Annotated in this window: 22 protein-coding genes, 1 other RNA gene and 1 pseudogene; 10 read left to right on the forward strand and 14 right to left on the reverse strand. The window is 28.8% G+C overall.

Annotated features, from left to right (window positions below; all coding sequences use genetic code 11):
- Nucleotide 1: 1 nt before the first annotated feature.
- A complete protein-coding gene (locus P7F85_RS09615; RefSeq protein ID WP_002450870.1) occupies nucleotides 2–235 on the reverse strand; it encodes a hypothetical protein in 234 nt (77 codons plus the stop codon).
- A 264-nt stretch (nucleotides 236–499) separates the two neighbouring features.
- Between P7F85_RS09615 and P7F85_RS09620 the strand changes: the two genes are divergently transcribed.
- From P7F85_RS09620 to P7F85_RS09640, 5 genes are all read left to right on the forward strand, one after another.
- Nucleotides 500–1,252 carry a poly-gamma-glutamate hydrolase family protein gene (locus P7F85_RS09620; protein ID WP_002465946.1) on the forward strand — a complete coding sequence of 251 codons (753 nt, stop codon included), beginning with the start codon at nucleotides 500–502 and terminating at the stop codon, nucleotides 1,250–1,252.
- Nucleotides 1,253–1,342: 90 nt separating this feature from the next.
- Nucleotides 1,343–1,627, forward strand: a complete 285-nt coding sequence (locus P7F85_RS09625) for a hypothetical protein (protein WP_002465939.1) — start codon at nucleotides 1,343–1,345, stop codon at nucleotides 1,625–1,627.
- 77 nt (nucleotides 1,628–1,704) lie between these two features.
- Nucleotides 1,705–1,920, forward strand: coding sequence for a hypothetical protein (locus P7F85_RS09630; protein ID WP_002465949.1), 216 nt, complete (start codon nucleotides 1,705–1,707; stop codon nucleotides 1,918–1,920).
- A 464-nt stretch (nucleotides 1,921–2,384) separates the two neighbouring features.
- Nucleotides 2,385–2,624 carry a hypothetical protein gene (locus tag P7F85_RS09635; protein ID WP_002465943.1) on the forward strand — a complete coding sequence of 80 codons (240 nt, stop codon included), beginning with the start codon at nucleotides 2,385–2,387 and terminating at the stop codon, nucleotides 2,622–2,624.
- A gap of 228 nt (nucleotides 2,625–2,852) precedes the next feature.
- Complete coding sequence (locus P7F85_RS09640) at nucleotides 2,853–3,086, forward strand: hypothetical protein (protein WP_015365252.1); 234 nt, start codon at nucleotides 2,853–2,855, stop codon at nucleotides 3,084–3,086.
- A 174-nt stretch (nucleotides 3,087–3,260) separates the two neighbouring features.
- Here P7F85_RS09640 and P7F85_RS09645 read toward each other — a convergent pair whose 3' ends face one another.
- The 3 genes from P7F85_RS09645 to P7F85_RS09655 all read right to left on the reverse strand — a co-directional run bounded on the left by P7F85_RS09645 (nucleotide 3,261) and on the right by P7F85_RS09655 (nucleotide 5,154).
- On the reverse strand, nucleotides 3,261–3,461 hold the full coding sequence (locus P7F85_RS09645) for a cold-shock protein (RefSeq protein WP_002450876.1): 201 nt from the start codon (nucleotides 3,459–3,461) through the stop codon (nucleotides 3,261–3,263).
- 320 nt (nucleotides 3,462–3,781) lie between these two features.
- Nucleotides 3,782–4,147, reverse strand: a complete 366-nt coding sequence (locus P7F85_RS09650) for a hypothetical protein (protein ID WP_002466279.1) — start codon at nucleotides 4,145–4,147, stop codon at nucleotides 3,782–3,784.
- Nucleotides 4,148–4,209: 62 nt separating this feature from the next.
- Nucleotides 4,210–5,154, reverse strand: a complete 945-nt coding sequence (locus tag P7F85_RS09655; protein ID WP_002466283.1) for a cation diffusion facilitator family transporter — start codon at nucleotides 5,152–5,154, stop codon at nucleotides 4,210–4,212.
- A gap of 448 nt (nucleotides 5,155–5,602) precedes the next feature.
- Between P7F85_RS09655 and P7F85_RS09660 the strand changes: the two genes are divergently transcribed.
- Together P7F85_RS09660 and P7F85_RS09665 are read left to right on the forward strand one after the other, a co-directional pair.
- On the forward strand, nucleotides 5,603–6,604 hold the full coding sequence (locus P7F85_RS09660; RefSeq protein ID WP_002466284.1) for a DUF4352 domain-containing protein: 1,002 nt from the start codon (nucleotides 5,603–5,605) through the stop codon (nucleotides 6,602–6,604).
- A gap of 199 nt (nucleotides 6,605–6,803) precedes the next feature.
- Nucleotides 6,804–7,307: a hypothetical protein gene (locus tag P7F85_RS09665; RefSeq protein ID WP_002466281.1), complete on the forward strand. Its 504-nt coding sequence runs from the start codon at nucleotides 6,804–6,806 to the stop codon at nucleotides 7,305–7,307.
- 507 nt (nucleotides 7,308–7,814) lie between these two features.
- Here P7F85_RS09665 and P7F85_RS09670 read toward each other — a convergent pair.
- The 5 genes from P7F85_RS09670 to P7F85_RS09690 form a co-directional block, all read right to left on the reverse strand.
- Nucleotides 7,815–8,699 (reverse strand): aldo/keto reductase family protein, encoded by an 885-nt coding sequence (locus P7F85_RS09670; RefSeq protein ID WP_002466282.1) that lies wholly within the window; start codon nucleotides 8,697–8,699, stop codon nucleotides 7,815–7,817.
- A gap of 152 nt (nucleotides 8,700–8,851) precedes the next feature.
- Nucleotides 8,852–9,424: a TetR/AcrR family transcriptional regulator gene (locus tag P7F85_RS09675; protein WP_015365253.1), complete on the reverse strand. Its 573-nt coding sequence runs from the start codon at nucleotides 9,422–9,424 to the stop codon at nucleotides 8,852–8,854.
- 470 nt (nucleotides 9,425–9,894) lie between these two features.
- Entirely contained in the window at nucleotides 9,895–10,077 is a 183-nt protein-coding gene (locus tag P7F85_RS09680; protein WP_015365254.1) for a hypothetical protein, read from the reverse strand.
- A 24-nt stretch (nucleotides 10,078–10,101) separates the two neighbouring features.
- A complete protein-coding gene (locus tag P7F85_RS09685) occupies nucleotides 10,102–10,359 on the reverse strand; it encodes a hypothetical protein (protein ID WP_002466073.1) in 258 nt (85 codons plus the stop codon).
- Between the two features lie 70 nt (nucleotides 10,360–10,429).
- A complete protein-coding gene (locus P7F85_RS09690; protein ID WP_002466080.1) occupies nucleotides 10,430–10,618 on the reverse strand; it encodes a hypothetical protein in 189 nt (62 codons plus the stop codon).
- Nucleotides 10,619–10,861: 243 nt separating this feature from the next.
- Between P7F85_RS09690 and P7F85_RS09695 the strand changes: the two genes are divergently transcribed.
- The gene (locus P7F85_RS09695; RefSeq protein ID WP_002466078.1) at nucleotides 10,862–11,215 is read left to right on the forward strand and encodes a hypothetical protein; all 354 of its coding nucleotides are present in this window, start codon (nucleotides 10,862–10,864) and stop codon (nucleotides 11,213–11,215) included.
- Between the two features lie 1,448 nt (nucleotides 11,216–12,663).
- Here P7F85_RS09695 and P7F85_RS09700 read toward each other — a convergent pair.
- The 3 genes and pseudogenes from P7F85_RS09700 to P7F85_RS09710 all read right to left on the reverse strand — a co-directional run bounded on the left by P7F85_RS09700 (nucleotide 12,664) and on the right by P7F85_RS09710 (nucleotide 15,119).
- Nucleotides 12,664–13,356 carry a hypothetical protein gene (locus P7F85_RS09700; protein WP_230623111.1) on the reverse strand — a complete coding sequence of 231 codons (693 nt, stop codon included), beginning with the start codon at nucleotides 13,354–13,356 and terminating at the stop codon, nucleotides 12,664–12,666.
- 476 nt (nucleotides 13,357–13,832) lie between these two features.
- Nucleotides 13,833–14,298: pseudogene (locus P7F85_RS09705) on the reverse strand (terminase small subunit).
- 662 nt (nucleotides 14,299–14,960) lie between these two features.
- Nucleotides 14,961–15,119, reverse strand: a complete 159-nt coding sequence (locus P7F85_RS09710; protein ID WP_019235831.1) for a hypothetical protein — start codon at nucleotides 15,117–15,119, stop codon at nucleotides 14,961–14,963.
- A 215-nt stretch (nucleotides 15,120–15,334) separates the two neighbouring features.
- Here P7F85_RS09710 and P7F85_RS09715 point away from each other — a divergent pair, with 215 nt between their 5' ends.
- On the forward strand, nucleotides 15,335–15,943 hold the full coding sequence (locus tag P7F85_RS09715) for a stage II sporulation protein M (RefSeq protein WP_046464294.1): 609 nt from the start codon (nucleotides 15,335–15,337) through the stop codon (nucleotides 15,941–15,943).
- A 253-nt stretch (nucleotides 15,944–16,196) separates the two neighbouring features.
- Nucleotides 16,197–16,682, forward strand: coding sequence for a hypothetical protein (locus P7F85_RS09720; RefSeq protein ID WP_015365260.1), 486 nt, complete (start codon nucleotides 16,197–16,199; stop codon nucleotides 16,680–16,682).
- A gap of 166 nt (nucleotides 16,683–16,848) precedes the next feature.
- Here P7F85_RS09720 and ssrA read toward each other — a convergent pair.
- Nucleotides 16,849–17,210, reverse strand: a transfer-messenger RNA (tmRNA) gene (gene ssrA, locus P7F85_RS09725).
- A 168-nt stretch (nucleotides 17,211–17,378) separates the two neighbouring features.
- Complete coding sequence (gene smpB / locus P7F85_RS09730; protein ID WP_002466079.1) at nucleotides 17,379–17,843, reverse strand: SsrA-binding protein SmpB; 465 nt, start codon at nucleotides 17,841–17,843, stop codon at nucleotides 17,379–17,381.
- Nucleotides 17,844–17,862: the final 19 nt, after the last annotated feature.

The raw sequence follows: 17,862 nt of genomic DNA on the forward strand, positions 1-17,862 counted from the left end.
ATTAGACTTCTTTAAAATAATTAACAAACTGGTCATTTTTCTCTAATAAATCAAGATAAGATATCGCACCGAATGGAATAATTCTTGTGCAATTCTTCATAGGATAAATAATGACCTCATGTTCATAATCAACGTGGATATCGTTTTCTAAAATGACACGCTTATTCCCAAATACTACCGCAACTGCTTTGAAACCATCGTCATTTAAGTATCGTCTTAATAATTCTTTATCCATATCATCACATCCCTTTATTTACATATTACCACGTTAACATTAAGAGATTGTTAATATTTAGCGTTATTTTACATTAACTAAATAAAAAGAATTTTATAGTGTACGCCTTGATATAATTGAAGTTATTATTATTTCATATTTTTAGGTTTTGAGAAATATTTTAATTAATATAATTAATATGTAGTTATAGTCAAATTACTTGTTAAACGTATTAAAAAATTGATATGATTTATAAATCAAAAAATTGATAATTAAGGAGAGAGTATGAAAAGGAACACGAGTCTTTATACTAAATTATATTATTTATCAATCATATTAATAGTCATCGCAATCTTGATTGTCGCTTTAATATTTTATAATACACGAAAAAACATGAATCAATCGAATTTAGATCGATACAATAATTTTCAAGAACTTAAAACAAATACCAAAGAGCATAAGGATTGGAGAATTGTCACTAAAGAGCGTAAACATCACGATATATTAGTCACTGCCATACATGGTGGCGGTATTGAACCAGGGACAACTGAACTTGCGCGTCGTATTTCTAATGTAGGTCATTATGATTTTTATTCATTTGAAGGATTACGTAAGAAAAATAATGATCAACTTCATATTACATCTACGAATTATGACGAACCTAAATTACATGATATGTTAAAAAATGCTGAGCAAACCGTTTCAATACACGGTTTTTCAGGAGATGACCCAATCGTTTTTGTTGGTGGCAAAGATAAAAAAATGGCCAAATCTATAGCCAAATCACTTCGACATAAAGGATTTACTGTTAAAGAAAGCCCAAACGAGATTGATGCCAAATCGTCTAAAAACTTTGTCAATGAGAATGAAAATGACTCAGGTGTACAATTAGAATTAACCACAAAACAAAGAGAACAGTTTTTCAAAAATCATAAGCTAAGTAGACAAGTTCGTTCTAATCCTGATAATTATACAAAAACGTTCTATCAATTTGCTAATGCCGTTCAAGATGGTGTCAAAAAAGCTAAAGAGTCATAATTTTGTCAGTAATTGATCTGATAATTCGTTTTGTAAATTGAAAATATAGGGTAAAACATATGTAGTGCAATATTGGGGAGGAAAGTAAAAATGGACGAACTAACTAAAGAACAAAAATATACCATCGCAAAATTTTACAAATTATATATGGAACGCTCTAATGAAGGACAAACTGAAAAAGAAGCCAATGATTTTAAAGATTCCATAACGACTCAAGATGATTATTTTTGTGATCGAAATTATGATGACTTCGTAGAAAATTTAAAAGTTCTAATTAAACACGGTTATATTGATGGTCATATTGAAGATAACCAAATCAATGATATCAAAATGACAACAAAAGCATTTACGGATATTGAAAAAAGTTTTGGCTAATACGATTAGTACAAAATCAAGTCAACTTATGTATGATTTGTTTGTAATGAATTTTCTTTATGGGAGGTATATTAAACGTGGCAGAATGGAAAATTAACAATCATTCAAAAAGACAATTTGCAATTCAACGAAATGATCATGAAATCTCTATTGTTGAACCACAAAGCAATGGAAGTTTTAAAATATTAGCTGAAATCGACACATATAATCAAATCACCAATGTATATGATCCCCTATTATATGTGTCAGCTGATACTAATAATGAAGAATTAAATATCTTTGATCATTCATAAACATTGACTGAGTATAAAGGCGACATGCTTGATAGAATGAATTGAACAATACACAATATTTTTGACCTCGCATTATTTCTAATACTTTTATCATTTTCAATTTTAATTTTTTTGTATATTTAAGTTTCATTCAACTATATAAATTATATAACTTGAAGTTTAATTTTCCTTTTCTAATTATCAATATAATAAAGTGGTAAAACGCTTATATTTATGGTAATCTTAATTTGTTAAACTTTGTGAGTGTTTAACATTACTTCTTGTTAGCGTCAACTTAACTTTAATTTTCGTCATTATTAAAGTTTACGTTGGCGCTTTTTTAATTATAATAAATTACTTTGAACTATTATTACATTTATTTATACAAATTAATAAAAATATTCACAATTTTGAAAAAGAAAAAGATGTAAAATAACAATAATATGTAGTAAACTTAAGATAATTAAGAATCTTAGGAGGATTATATGAAAAAGGTATTTTGGTTGGTTTTATGTAGTTTTTTAGTTTTAGGTGCATGTAGTCAAAGTGATCATGATTCAAAACATGATGAAAAGAAATCAACTCAAAAAGATAAAAAAGACTCTAAGACTAGTAATGATGATACAGTCAAAAAAGTGAAGGATAGTGCTAAAAAGAAAGATAATCCTAAATCACAAGATGACAAAGGAAATAAAGAGCGCGTTGATGGTGATAAAACAAATTAATCATCGTACTAAAAAATATCAGCTTAAATGTTAATTACATTTAAGCTGTTTTTTCAAACACTTAAGCAAAAACCAACAAAATTGTACTTAATTGTATTAAACTCTATTTAATATCAATTTTGTACTTTAATAGATAGTCAATTGATATTTTTGCGTAAACCATGTTGTAACATCTTTATGATAGTAATCCTTATTCACATACATAACTGAGGAAAGGATGTGATTAACATGAGAGACACAAAATTTAGTCCGGAAGAACTAGAAACAATTCAACGTTTCTATAATTCAAGAAGACGAACAGTTTGTTGTTCAAACCCAAAACTTACATTTTCAGAAGATGTCTTCTTTATTCCTACAGCAGCAAATCAATCTAACGGCATCGAAGCTTTCGCTACTTATTGCGAAAACTGTGGACAAACTAAAATTTTTAATCTTAATGTTATGCATAACGCAAAATTTTAAATTAAAATCTATTAAGTATTAACATTGATTGATAGTTTTTTGTTTTATATATTATATTTATACTAAACACTCCCAATTTCATTAATGAACTGGGAGTGTTTTTCATATTTAAATAATTCTAATTAAATAATGGCATAAAAAAAAGCAACCATGACGGTTGCTTTAAAAATGTTATTACATTTTTACGACATTAGCTGCTTGTTCTCCACGATCGCCTTCAACGATGTCGAATTCAACTTTTTGTCCTTCTTCTAATGATTTGTATCCTTCTTCAGCGATTGCTGAGAAATGTACGAATACGTCGCTTCCATCTTCTCTTTCGATGAAACCAAAACCTTTTTCTGAATTAAACCATTTAACTGTACCGTTATTCATATAGAATACCTCCGCGTGCTTTTGCACTAAATATTTGTAACAAATTTCATTGAATCAAAAGGAGTGTATTCTTATAAATAACTCTCAATTAACTTCACGTACTTGATTACTTAATTACAACTATACGCTTATTTTGAGAAAAGTAAAGCCTTTTTACTAAATTCTTTTAAATTTATTTTATTTTCAAAAATTGTGAACTTCTATTTGTATTAAAATCAGCTTTAAATTAATCTAATACTTAGAACTTATAAATGCTATTTATTTTATAAGCAAAATATTTTTCGGACAATATTTCTTAATTTAAACTATGTTGAATTTGATTACTTTTCATTGAACATCTCGTTTAATATATTAATACCTTGATCATATACTGATTCCATTTCATATACATATAGGTGTATATCATCCTTATTTACGTTTTCACTAATTAGGTACTCCCTAGCTAATAAATAAAACGTTCTCATAGTAGCAATAAATTCAATATTTAACTTACTATAACCATCATGAATATGACAATAAAAACTGAGATTTACTAATAAATGATCCACCTCATTCAATAAAATCATTTTCTCATCATTGACATTGCACGACGAATTTTTAAGTAATATTTCATATAGATTCGTAAGTTTCATATAAAGACTTGTCATATTTCCCTTTAAAAAGCGGAACTCTTTATTTTTATCCATTAGATTTCCACCTACTCATTTATTGTCATGTTTTTATAATTCTGAGCAAAGATTTTTAATATCTATACTTCTTCGTATTGTTTAAAATATGCTTCATCTAAATGATTGAGATGTATATTCTCTATTTGCAATGTGACATGTCTTAATCCATATTTATCTTTAAGTAATTTAGAAACTTTATTTATTGTTTCATAAGGAGACTTAATATATTCATCACTTAGTACAACGTGAGCACTTAAAGACCTATGATTAGTTGTAATACTCCATAGATGAAATTCATGTATATCAATGACCCCTTCTACTGATTTCATGTCTGCCATAATGATATCTGTGTTAAAACCATCAGGCACGCGTTCCATCAATACTTTCCATGCATTTTTAATAATTTTAAACCCACCATTAAATATAATTAAAGAAATAATAATACTAATGATTGGATCAATAATATTCCACCCTGTGAAATAAATGATCACTACTGCTACGATAACACCTATAGAATTTAATAAATCACCAAAGAAATGCCATAATGCACTTTGGATATTAATATTATCTTCTTTCTTTAAAGACGCTACTAAAATTAATGTCAAAACAACATTAACGACTAATCCTATGACAGCTATGACAACCATAAGACCACTTTCTACAGGTTTTGGATGAATAATCCTCATAATTCCTTCATACATAATACCTAGTGAAATCACTATAAGCGCCAAACCATTTAAAAAGGCAACTATAATTTCTAACCTCATAAAACCATAAGTATAATTCTTAGTGGGTGCTTTACTTGCGAAATATATTGCTACCATAGATAGCGCTAAAGCAAGCACATCACTCAACATATGAAATGAATCTGATAGTAAGGCAAGCGAATTAGATACGATCCCTCCTACAAACTCTACTATTGTAAAAAAGAGCGTGATAATTAAAGATAACCATAATGTCGTCTTAGAACTATTTTGAAATTTACGATGTTCAACATGATGAAAATATTTTGTTTGATTATTCATAGATAGTCTCCTTTGTTAGAAACACATCAATCATATACAGTTTCTTAAGTTATATTTTTAATCTTTATTTCTTCCCTTCTTATTTTGGCTATATAGGTTCAGTATTATAAAAACAAATACTGGGAAGAAGATAATGAAAAAAGTCATATCAATTCTCCTTTTACTAGAATGCAACTCATTAAAATTATTTTTTCATTCTTTCAACTTTATAGTACCAATTGTTCTATATCAATTCAAAATGACACGAATCAATTTATAGTTTCTATTTTTATATCAGATAAAATTGACTTATATAACAAATTAGTATCTATACAATCTATTATCATTTTAAAATTGATAAAAAGTAATTTAAGTTATTAACCTTTATAACTAAAAGTGATTACTAAAAAACCTGTCATAACAGTATTATTAATATATATGTAAATAACAAATAAAGGAGCTATGTTGAATGGAAGAAAACTATAATGAAGAACAGCAAAGAAAACAATGGGAACAATTTCAAGAATTTCAAAGACAACAAGAAAAGCAAAAGTATGTAAAGTCTAAATCTAAGAAACCATGGATTTGGGTTGGTGTAGGTTGTCTCGTTTTCTTTATTTTAATTATTATTGGCATTGTTGCATTGACCTTTAGTATGAATGGTGGATTTAAGCATCATGCCACCGGTACAAAAAATTATAAAATCGGTGATACAATTAAAAACGGTGATTTAGAAGTTAAAGTTAAATCAATTGAAAATACTAAAGCCGTTGGTCCTTCAATTGCACCTACTAATGCGAAAGATACATTTGTTGTTGCAGATGTTTCAATTAAAAATAAGGGAGACAAAGCATTAACAATCGATAGTCAAATGTTTAAATTAAAATCTGGAGATAAATCATTTGAAGCAGATGCCACTGGTTCAGTATCAGCTAACCAAAGTGATGACGGAAGTATCACCAATTCATTTTTCTTAGAACAAATTAATCCTGACAGTACGGCCGAAGGAAAAGTTGTATTCGATGTTTCCGAAAAAGTTGCTAATACTAAAGATAAAAAACTAGAAATCACATCTAGCTTATTCAGCACTAAAAGTATAACTGTGGATCTATCAGATGCTAAAACATCTACTAAAGATAAAAAAGATGATGATGCTACTAACGACGAAAGTACTTCATCTACCACATCAGGTTCATCGGATGACACTTCATCAAGTAATACCGGTAATTCAACTTCATCATCTGCATCACCTTCATCAAACACTGGCAGTCATCAAGACGCTAGTAGTAGTTCGTCAAAAGCAACACCATCTAAAGAAGATTCATCATCTTCTGCACCTAAAGAAAGTGAACCTCAAGAGTCAAAATCAGCTATACCAAATAGTGAAAATACACCAAAACCATCTAATAACACTTCATCAAATAGTGCGCCTTCGAGTGCACCTAGTGACAGTAGTTCAAAGTCAGAATAAAATATTAACATTGTCATCTCATTAAAAGATAAATACGTATCATTTCATTGCCACTCATATTCGGAGTGGCATTTTTATATTTTGAAATATTACCTTGATATGATATTGCTTTAAATTTGATATCGCTATACGTTAGAATGACACCACAATGTCACTAATTACATTGTAGCCAAATAATATAAATGAAGGAGATTGAGAAATGAAGAAACCCTTTTTTATTTTATTATCAAGTTGTTTAATTTTAGGCGCTTGTGGCAACCATGATTCTGAACATAAAGAAGAACATAAAAAAATTGAACATAAAAAGTCAAATGACTCTAAAAAAGACAAAGAGAAGTCTAAAAACAAACGTTCAAACGATCCTAAGAAAGATAATATCAAAGATTATGACGAAGAGAAGAAAGAGTCAAAAAAAGATAAGGATAAAAAGAAAGATAAAGCTAAAAAACAATCTTCATCTCAAAGTAAACCTAAACATAATAAACAATCATCTACTCAAAATAACGGGCAAAATGCACAACAAGGAAGCCAATCCCAACAGTCTAATGGTCAAAATCAACAACAATCACAATATCAGCAACCGCAACAGTCTAATGGCCAAAATCAACAACAATCGCAATCTCAACAACCTCAACAATCCACTGGACAGAATACACAACAACCACAATCTAGTGGTCAGAACACAATGCCCGCTTCAAATTAACTATAGTTAAAACATAGTAATCCGAACTAACTATATAATATTGAAACTATGATTCAAGTCCCGCTTTCCTAACATATTAGGAGTGGGATTTTTGATTTTCCAAAAATATAAATATTAGTGTGAAAATAACCCACAATTCTAGGAATTGCAGGTTAAGTCATCCGCTTAAATTCTAATTTTATTATCGACAAGTCTTTACTTCTTTAATGATTTAAAACCTCTTTTAACATCTCTGATTAAACCACTAGATCCTAACCAATTAGAAATCGTTGCCATGATAAATGCAATCATTTTACCTATCAAATCCATACATATGACCTCCATAGGCTTTTAATAATAATTACCACGAAATAATAGTAATGTAACATAAAACAATCCTATTCTAATATTAAAAAATCTCTAACATATAACTTATATGTATTGTTCTTTTATCTTTCAAACGAAATTACATATCATTATGCAATATTAAATAAGGTGTCCTTTCATTTTCAAAGGACACCTTATTTTTTACTTTTTACCAAAACTTCGAATATTTCTTATTACTTTACTTACCCGACGCCACCACAAATTATGTCTTTCTTTCACCTTACTTAAAGTAATCATATCTTCCTCTAAGATAACAAAATCAAGATTTGCATTTTCTTTCATATGAACAGGATTGGTACTTCTTGGAAGTGGTAAAACACCAATTTGCAAGTCATATCGAATAGATAATTGTGGTACAGATACGCCATATTTATCAGCAACGCGTTTAACAACCGGATCGTTTATCAGTTTGCCTGTGGCATTAGGTGAATAAGCCATAATCAAAATATCATGCTTTTCACAGTATTCCATAATATCCCTAGGTGTAAGTCCAATATGTACTTCAACTTGATTAACTGCAGGTTTAATCTTCCCGTTCTTCAGAATATTTTCTAAGTCTGCTATTTCAAAGTTAGAAACACCAATAGAACGAATCTTACCTTCTTCTACAGCTTCTTCCATTGCTTTCCATACTGCAAGATTTTCATCAAAATATGGCTTAGGACTACCTACAAGAAGTTCTCTCCAAGGTTTCGGCGAATGAATTAATACTTGATCAATTACTCCAATACCCAATCTTTCAATAGAATTCTCAATACAAGCTTTAGCGCCTTCATAGGTTTTTACCTCTGGCGGAATCTTTGTAGTGACAAAAATATCTTCTCTTAGAATACTAGATTCACGAATTGCCTCACCTACACCTTCTTCATTTTCATAATGAATAGCAGTATCAATATGACGATAGCCTATTTCAAGCGCCTCTTTCACTGCTAATATCACATTTTCATTAGAAATTTGCCATGTTCCAAAAGCAATTTTTGGCACTTCTAATTGGTTATTTAGTGTATATTTTTCTTGTAATACCATAAATATCTTCCTCCTTGATTTGTCTCGTTTCATTTCTGTATTTTCTTTGCATTAATGCTATATTTCAATGTCGCATTGATAGAGAGAAAGAATCTGTCACTAATTTTTCAACTAAATGGTATTCTTCATTTCACCAAACAACTGATTTATAACTACTGTATCCCACCTATTAAATAACGTAGTGCCTCCATTGCCTCTTCTTTATCCATCTGATTTTTGCGAATAAAACTCCAGTCCAAAATCATATGAATGGTGTTGGCATAATGTTCTGACATCTGATCATATGATAATTGATACTTTTTAGAAGGTGGACAAGTTACTAGAATAGTATAAATCTGTTGCCTAATATATTTTCTTAACGATTCAGCAAATCGGCCATCATTAGTATTATGCGTCATAATTTTTGCAATATTATCTCTGTATCCATTTAAATAGTCGTAACATCGCTCAAATAGTATATAAGGTCTTTTTTCTGGCGTAAGTGAATCATAATTGTCAACGACCATATCACTAGCTATTCTTTGCCAACAATAATTTAAAAGATCATTAATATCATCAAAATAATTATAAAAGGTTGCTCTTGGATAGTTGGCTTTCTCACACAACTCATTAATGGTAATTTTCTCCAATGGTTTAGTTTTCAATGTCCAAAAGAGTATTTTAGCAAATTCTTTTAATGTTCGTTCTGCAAACTTAGTCATCTTTTTATTTGTATCGTATTTCATTTATTCAAGTACTTTCCTTTTTATAATCGTCTGATATCTATTTGTATGATACCGTCTACCATTTAGTAATACAAGCACCACCTTGTTAAATTCGTCTATCCTTTTGCAGATTATAAGATATGTCTATCTATGTGTTTTCATAAAAGTTTTCTATAAAACAATAAAAAAGCTACCATTGAAGGTAACTTTTCAATAATAATATAAGTTCTATTTTAAATATGATAAATATATTGCTATTACCACTAATACTAATGCAATTACACCATGTCCAAACATATTAATTTTAATTTGCGTTTTATTCAAGCTCTGTCCCCTATTCATACGCTTATAATTTAATTGATATAAAAATGTCCAAAACGTTGCATATATTAATATAAATAATAATCCTAAAATTATTGCTACATATATACTAATATTAATCATCCTTTATATTATGAAGTGATATTACATTCAATAAACAATATAAGAGTTCACCTATTTTGCTTGGCGTTAATAATAATAGACGCTATTCCTAAACAAAATAAAAAGAAAATCATCAAATAAACAGCCATATTATCCGTCTTGATATAAAATTTAAACAGTATAAATGATAATAACGCGATAATAAAGTAAACAGGAATAAAAGTTTTTTTCCAAAATAATGAATCTTTCATAAAATTCCCTTCTTATACAAAGTATTAATCTTCAGATGAATCGCCCATTAATTGATATATAACATATACCACAACAACAATAATCGTAAGCAAGTCAAACGAATGTATAAATGCATCGCCAAATGAATGATCTAACCAAAAGAAACGAATTAAGAATAACAAAATTGATTGAAATAAAATAGCAAAAAAAATATTAATTATGGATTTAGCTAATATAAAATTATATACAATATATATTATTCCTAATATGGTAACAGCCCACATTAATATATGAGGTAGCATCTAATCATCCTTTAATAAGCGTTATAACAGAGTCATAATAATGAATTGTTTAGCTCAATGCTCTACGAATTCAATTATTTTTATTAAATTGAGCATGAATATAAATTAATAAAATACCAATCAATATAAACATCAAATGTCCTATTACACTAAAAATTTTAGATTGATTCAAATTTAATAAATTAAAAACAATTGGTTGCAATATGATTAACAATAATAGAAACATACCTAATTTTATTGAAGTAAAATACTTTGCCATATTCGCACCTTCTTTTATAAAAACATTAACAAACTTTAGTTATTTCGTCATTAAAGTGATGAAGTTAAATTATTCAATGATGCTTTTAATATTTCATAACCATTAATATAAATGTTCTCTTTTTAACACTTATGTATTAGAATTGGACACTTAAGAAATCCAAAACAACTCTATATGAATTACTCTAAACTGAAAATATAGTCCAATTGCAAGATAAAACTATATATTTAGGAGTGAATAATCGTGTTCGAAAATAAAGATGATATTACATTACTTTATCAAGCTATTTCAGAACTAGCTGAAATCATAGGTCACCATCCTTACAACACAAAATCAATTAGCCTTTTATGTTTGGATTTAGGTATAACACTCGAAGAATATCAAAAAGTACTGATAGCATTCTTAAAATTAGCACATAGTAAAAATACAGAAGAAATGGAAATAAATGATTTTAAAAAGATATTAATTCAGTTTATTGAAAAATATGATGACCTTACGGATTCTCAAACATTAAGATTTATTGAAGGCTATGCACGTAACTATATTCCCGAACTACTGCCATACGCCGAGAAACTTTATCTCGAAATACGCGTATAACTAAATTGAAATTGATTGGTGCAATACACCATTTTAGAACCAAATCAAAAAAGCCCACAACCACATGGGTTACAGGCTATATAATGGAGACGGTGGGAGTTCATTAATGCGTATATATTTGTATAAAAATCGCTATAAGTATTGTCATAGCAAAGTTTACATTGTCTATTCAGTTGTGTGTAAAATGTTAAATTTGAAAAACACAAGATATTTGGGGCAATGAATAGGTCTGATTATACTACTGTTCATACTCTTGCTCTTTATTTCAAAATTATGCCCTTTTTCGCCCTTAAATCATTTAAAGTCATTTTCGTAATATGTCATATAATCTTGTACATCATATAGAAAACTTCTTGTTTTACGCCCTTTATCTAGTTGACCTATTACATTAACATAAGAATCTCTAACAGCTACCTTAAAAGTTTTAAAATAAATATTATTAACATAATATTTTTGAGTTCTAATTAAATTATTATTTTTATACTCTAATTCTAACTCTTTCCTTAACTCTCTAGCTAAATCTCTCCCATTAGTAACATCATCTTCGAATACCTAGCTAATTTCTTGCGACTTTTCCTTAAAGTAATTCATCTTATTAATAACCTCTTGTTTAGTTATGTCATTGGGTATTTTAAATAAAATATTGTTCATAATCCTACCTCATTTTTATCATATTATTAATATTTATTACGTAATAAATACCATTTAGTTACAATAGATATTTTACCTATATAGTTACACAAACTCATTCCTCACTGCTACACAGGACATTTCTCAGAATGGATAACACCACTATTAGAACAAAGATCTTTCTAAAATCATGTGTCATACATTATTTATTATTCCTTATATAAGTGTTTTAATATATATTAATCTTCATTTAATGGTCTTAGCAATATTGATTGTCAAAAAATAGAAAGTTCTTATTAGTTTAAAAATAGAAGCACATATAATTGAATACCAAATAACAAAATAAATGTTATCAATTTCAATATCATATAATTTAAAACAGTACAAAACCAATGTATAAATAGATAACAATAAGAACATCTCTGTATTTAGCATAATATTTTCAATCAATTTCTTTTCTGTGTCTAACTTCTCAAACAATTTTGCTCTATCGTTTAAAAGTGGTATAAGAGTAACAGAAAAAAACAAAAATGCTGTTGTTAAAGAAGAAAAAGATATTACTGTTTCCAAAAAATCACTATATTGTTCTTTATTCTGAATAACAGAATATTGAACATTCAAACACAAGAACACAATAATTAGGATTATAAAAAACAAAACAACATCTATGTTTCTTTTAAACACAAAATCACAACCCTTTATCAAATTGTTAAAGAATATCTTTTTCAATAATCTTTAAATTATCTCTATAAGCTTTTTTTATCGATTTAATCATAGAATTAATAGTTATTTTATTATTGTTGTTTAATTCTACATCATCATCTATATATTAATCTGTTAGCGATAAGATCAATAATTTGTTCATGGCCATCATTCTCCCCTCTAATAACCATTTTTTTGACTTCTTTTGTCTCATCTTTCGCTAAAATATTTTTTATTTGTTTTAATGACTCTGAAATATCTAAAGCTTTTGATGTATACTTTACCTTCATAGAATCTGCATTTAGTTTATCAATCATTTTTTTATCTCTTTGCGTTGACTGATTTTTATTCTTTATTTTATCTACATCTACAATTCTAGAAATATTAAACTCAATTTCTTTTAGATCATCAATGTGTTTTAAATTATCAATTTTTGTGTTATTTATAGCAACGTTCAATTTGGCACCTTTTTTCTTAACTGTTCTATAAAAAAAACTTTTAAAATCTGATTGAGAAATCCCTCCTCTATTTGATGGAATAATCACTACTCCATATCTAGGGCAAAATAACACTACAGTATCAACTTTTAAGCCTTGCTCCGGTTCATCGCCATATTCAGATCTACCATCTTTTACTGTTTTTTTAATTTCATTTATAACTGCAATTTTTGTAGTAACCGTTTTAGATAAACAAAAAACCCAAACTTCATTATTTATGTACTTATATTTTTCAATATAGTTAAATCCGATATAAGTTGATTTTTTACATTTAATAAAATTAAAATCTTTATTTTTTTCAAATTCTTCCAAAGATTCTTTTAAATATTCATTCTTTCATAATTTTTGTCAACCTTACCTTTAAATTCATAAGTTAAAACAAAGAAATCATATTTTTTTGTAATCGTATTCATTTCCCCTTAACCTCTTTCGTGTGTAGTTTTATACATTATATATTTAAATCTACAAAATAAAAAGATTATATATGAAAAAAGCAACTAATATCGGGGAATGACATTAGTTGCAACTACACAATACCATTATACAATATTTTAGCACCTAGTACTAATTATATAATCATTTCTTATTTTCTCCTTTGATATAGGCATATAAAACGCCACCACCACCTATAAGTACAGCAAAAATGACACTTACCCATAACCCAATAGACATATTATCGTCCCTCCTTTACTTAAACGATACCCTCACATATATTTATATAACTTCCTTTATTCCTCAAATCTCCCAATATCATCAATATGAAAATCAGTATTTGGATATTGCTTTTCCTATTCTATTAAATCTCGCTCATTCTTCTCATCGTCTTGAACAAGACTATCAATAAATATTGGTGTTGCCACATTTATATCCACTTTATCAGTAAATATAATGTGTTAATGTCGAATAAGGTCACAAGCTTTTAAACGATCATTCGCTTTAATGGGCACTTCACATGTTCGTTGTTTACGAGGTTCATGTGTCCTGTGTCGGGGTTCTTTTCAAATGAACTTTTCTTAACTACAACTTCTTTCACTTCAGTTTCCTCACCCACTGCTGAACGTGATAGCAAGTATAGTGTTTTTTTCGCAGTTAAAATGGTATCGTCTATAATCTCATCTTTCTTGCTTTGAATATAGTCTTTTACTTTCTCATTGCGCAAAAGTCTGCTACCTGTTACATATGCGCTATTTGAGCTATAACCGGCATTTATAATGCTTTGAGTAACGTTAAGTATCATAAAAATTACTCATTCACAAAACTCTCTTTTCTACTTGTTTATTCGTCCTAATAATCACTACGTCTCTCTCAAATGACATATATTTTAGTTCTTTTATTCGAGCTACATCAAATATTTACTACTAACCACATCACATACAATAAAAGCCCACAACCACATGGGTCGCAGGCTATATAATGGATACGGCTGGAGTTCATTAATGCGTTTATCTTTTCACATAAAAATTGCTATAATTTTTGTCGTAGTAATGTTTAAGATGTCTTTTCAGTTGCGTGTAAAATTGAAAAATTACAAGAGCTTTATGTATCTATTAGGTTTGATTAAATTAATATTCACACTCTTGCTCTTCACTTCAAAATAATGCTTTTTTTATGAATTACTTTGTTTTTTCTTACTTTCTCTAAATTCCTCATCAGATTTTCCATGAATTATAAAATCTACGATCACGTATAAAATACTACCAATAATATTGAATATTAACTCCAAATAGATGCCCTCCATAGATTTTTAATTATATTACCAAGAATGATATTAATTTAATGCACTCAGTATCTACAAATATTTATCTTTAATTATGAGCTATTTTATATGCTTCAGTGAACAATTCATTCTATTAGGTAGTAATCGACATAGTACGTTTCTAAGAGTAAAGAACATACTGATTAGATAGTAAACATATTTAATAATTCTCTAAACCTTTATTTCGTTTGCTAATAACTAAGCCTATTGCTAAACCAATAAATGTTCCAAAAGGAAACCCCATTATAAAACTGAATAATACAGTGAAACCTAATATACTTAAAATTGGATGAATATAAATTTTATTTTGATTATTCATATGTATAACTCCTTTTGTAATTATAATAAGTTACCTACTTTTAATGATATCATAATCAGTTTATTTCAAAACCTGAATTATAAATATAGCCTGTATCAAAAAATCAAAAACGCTTATATACCTCTTTACTTTATTCATTCCTCAAACTTAACTCATTTTCATTTTGGCCTTTACTATCAACAAATATTGGCAATTAATTAAAAATGGAGGCAGTTATGTTTAAAATTCATGATGAGACATATATTAGAAGAACGATAAAATTTTTAGTTACAATATTAATAATTTTCTTAGTCACCTTTATTTTAGCAATTATATTTAGCCCTTCTACTGAAACCATAAAAAATCTATCTAAAGGTATACCCAGTAACGTTGCCAATGCAGTAGGGTTAGAAAAAGTTTGGGAATATATACTAAATAATGGGTTTAAAGTTCCTTTTCAAATGCTAATATTAGCTATCATTCCAATCCCTTTTTTATATTATTTAAAAATTATCTCTACAGCGATTCCTCCTGCTATAGCTCTAGGTTTCGTAATTAATTATGACATTTATAAAGGGACTATGGTGACTATATCTTCAATCCCTCACTTCTTCGTAGAAATATTAGCTTTTTGCTTTGTTGCTAGCGGTCTCGTCAAAGTTAACCAAGCTATTATTAGAAAAATCACCAACTTATTTAGAAAAAACAAAAAAGAGAATTTATCTCTAAAATTATCTATAATCAACTTATTGAAAATATATGTATTTATAGCCTTACCTTTATTTGTAATAGCAGCTTTTTTCGAGAATTATTTATCTAAATTTATATTTGATCTACTAACCTAAAATAACAAGCCCTCTACGATCGATATTGGACTTCCTTGTATTTCTCTAATTTAATATACATCCCAAACATGAAAATCAGTATTCGATTAATGCTTATCCAACTTTTATAAAATCCGTTCAGCTTAGCTTTTTGTCAACAATTACTTTAGAATCAATATTTATTATTACCTTTAATAACATTTACTTAATTAAATATTTTGGAATTAAATTGTAATATTAAATTAAATATAACATATGAAAGGATATTAATAGCATGAATTTTAAATTATTAGGAGCTGCATTATTATCAGCAACAGTTTTACTAACTGCATGTGGTCAAAATAATGACAAAGCAATGAAAGACGAAAATAAAAAATCAGAAACTAAGTCTGATAAAAAATCTAATGATCCAAAGAAAGATAAACAAAGTAAGAAGGATAAGAAGAAAGAACATAAAATGCAATCTAAAGAAGAAGCACTAAACCAATCTGTTGAACAGAATACTAATCAACAACAATCTACTGAACAAACTAATCAACAGACACAACAACAAAACGTTCAGACTCAAGACAATAATAGGGCTTTAACTAAACAACAAATGGAAGCTAATGCAAAAGTTGCTAAACAAAATGGCTATACAGGTATACCTAATGGAGATATGGGAGGCGTTCCTACTTCCGAAAAATCTTATTCTAACGACCAATTAGACCCTGAAACTGGACTGCCTAAAGATGGTGCAGTCCCTAAAGATTCAGAATAAAAAACACTTCCGCATGATCCATTTTAATATGAATTCAACGAAAATGTTTTTATATTATTCCCAATATATATCTATAGCTTATTAAATTGGTAGTGTTTTTATGTGCTGGGGCAATACTGTGGCAACGAAAATAAAAAGCCCACAACCACATGGGTTGCAGGCTATATAATGGAGACGGCGGGATTTGAACCCGCGTCCAGAGGTCCTGATACATATCTTTCTACGTGTGTAGTTTATCATTGAGTTTCGCATAATGAGAGGTGATAAACAACCAACATTATGCTAGTTTGATTGGTTTTCATCTAAACAGACTTCAAACGGCAGTGTTTAGCATATCCTACTTAGGTTGAATCGCGTTAACAGCACATAGGAGATGCTGTTAGGCGATGCAGAGTGCTATTACGCAGCTACTGCGAAATTATTGTTTGATTTGCCAGTTATTATAAACTGAGTGTGTTAGTGACGGAGACAACCCTCCGACACGCTTAATAAGCTCTGGGGACCCCTGTCGAATCCATAAACGTCCCCGTAATAAAATGTACTTTGTAGAAATCAAACATATCATTAATATCATTGTCACTCGCACTTGATGAACAACGCCTGAGTCACCTAAAATAAGATGTTCTTACTTGACCACTTTTCTAACAAAGCACTTATTAATATATCAAATGTAGCCCGTGTAAGCAATAGTATTGCTTAATAACGGGCTTTTACTGCGCGATCCATATCACGTTTGACTGCTTTTTCTTTTAAAGCTTGTCGTTTGTCATATTTTTTCTTACCGCGTGCAATACCTAATAATACTTTGCATTGACCATGCTTTAAGTACAATTTTAGCGGAATAATAGAATACCCAATTTCTCGTGTGCGGTCACCTAATTTAATAATTTCTCTTTTATGAAGGAGCAACTTACGTGATCGCAATGGATCATGGTTAAATCGGTTACCTTCTTCATAAGGCGCAATATGCATATTATTTAAATAGATTTCACCACGTTTTACTTGAGCATAGCTATCTTTAAGATTGGCGCTACCTCTACGTATAGATTTAATTTCTGTACCTTGTAACACAATCCCCGCTTCAATCGTATCTTCTATATTATAATCATGTCTTGCTTTACGGTTTTCAGCTAATGTGCCTGGTGATTTTTTCTTAGCCATTCTGTCTCACCTCTTTGCT

This window comes from Staphylococcus sp. aM, from assembly GCF_052975125.1.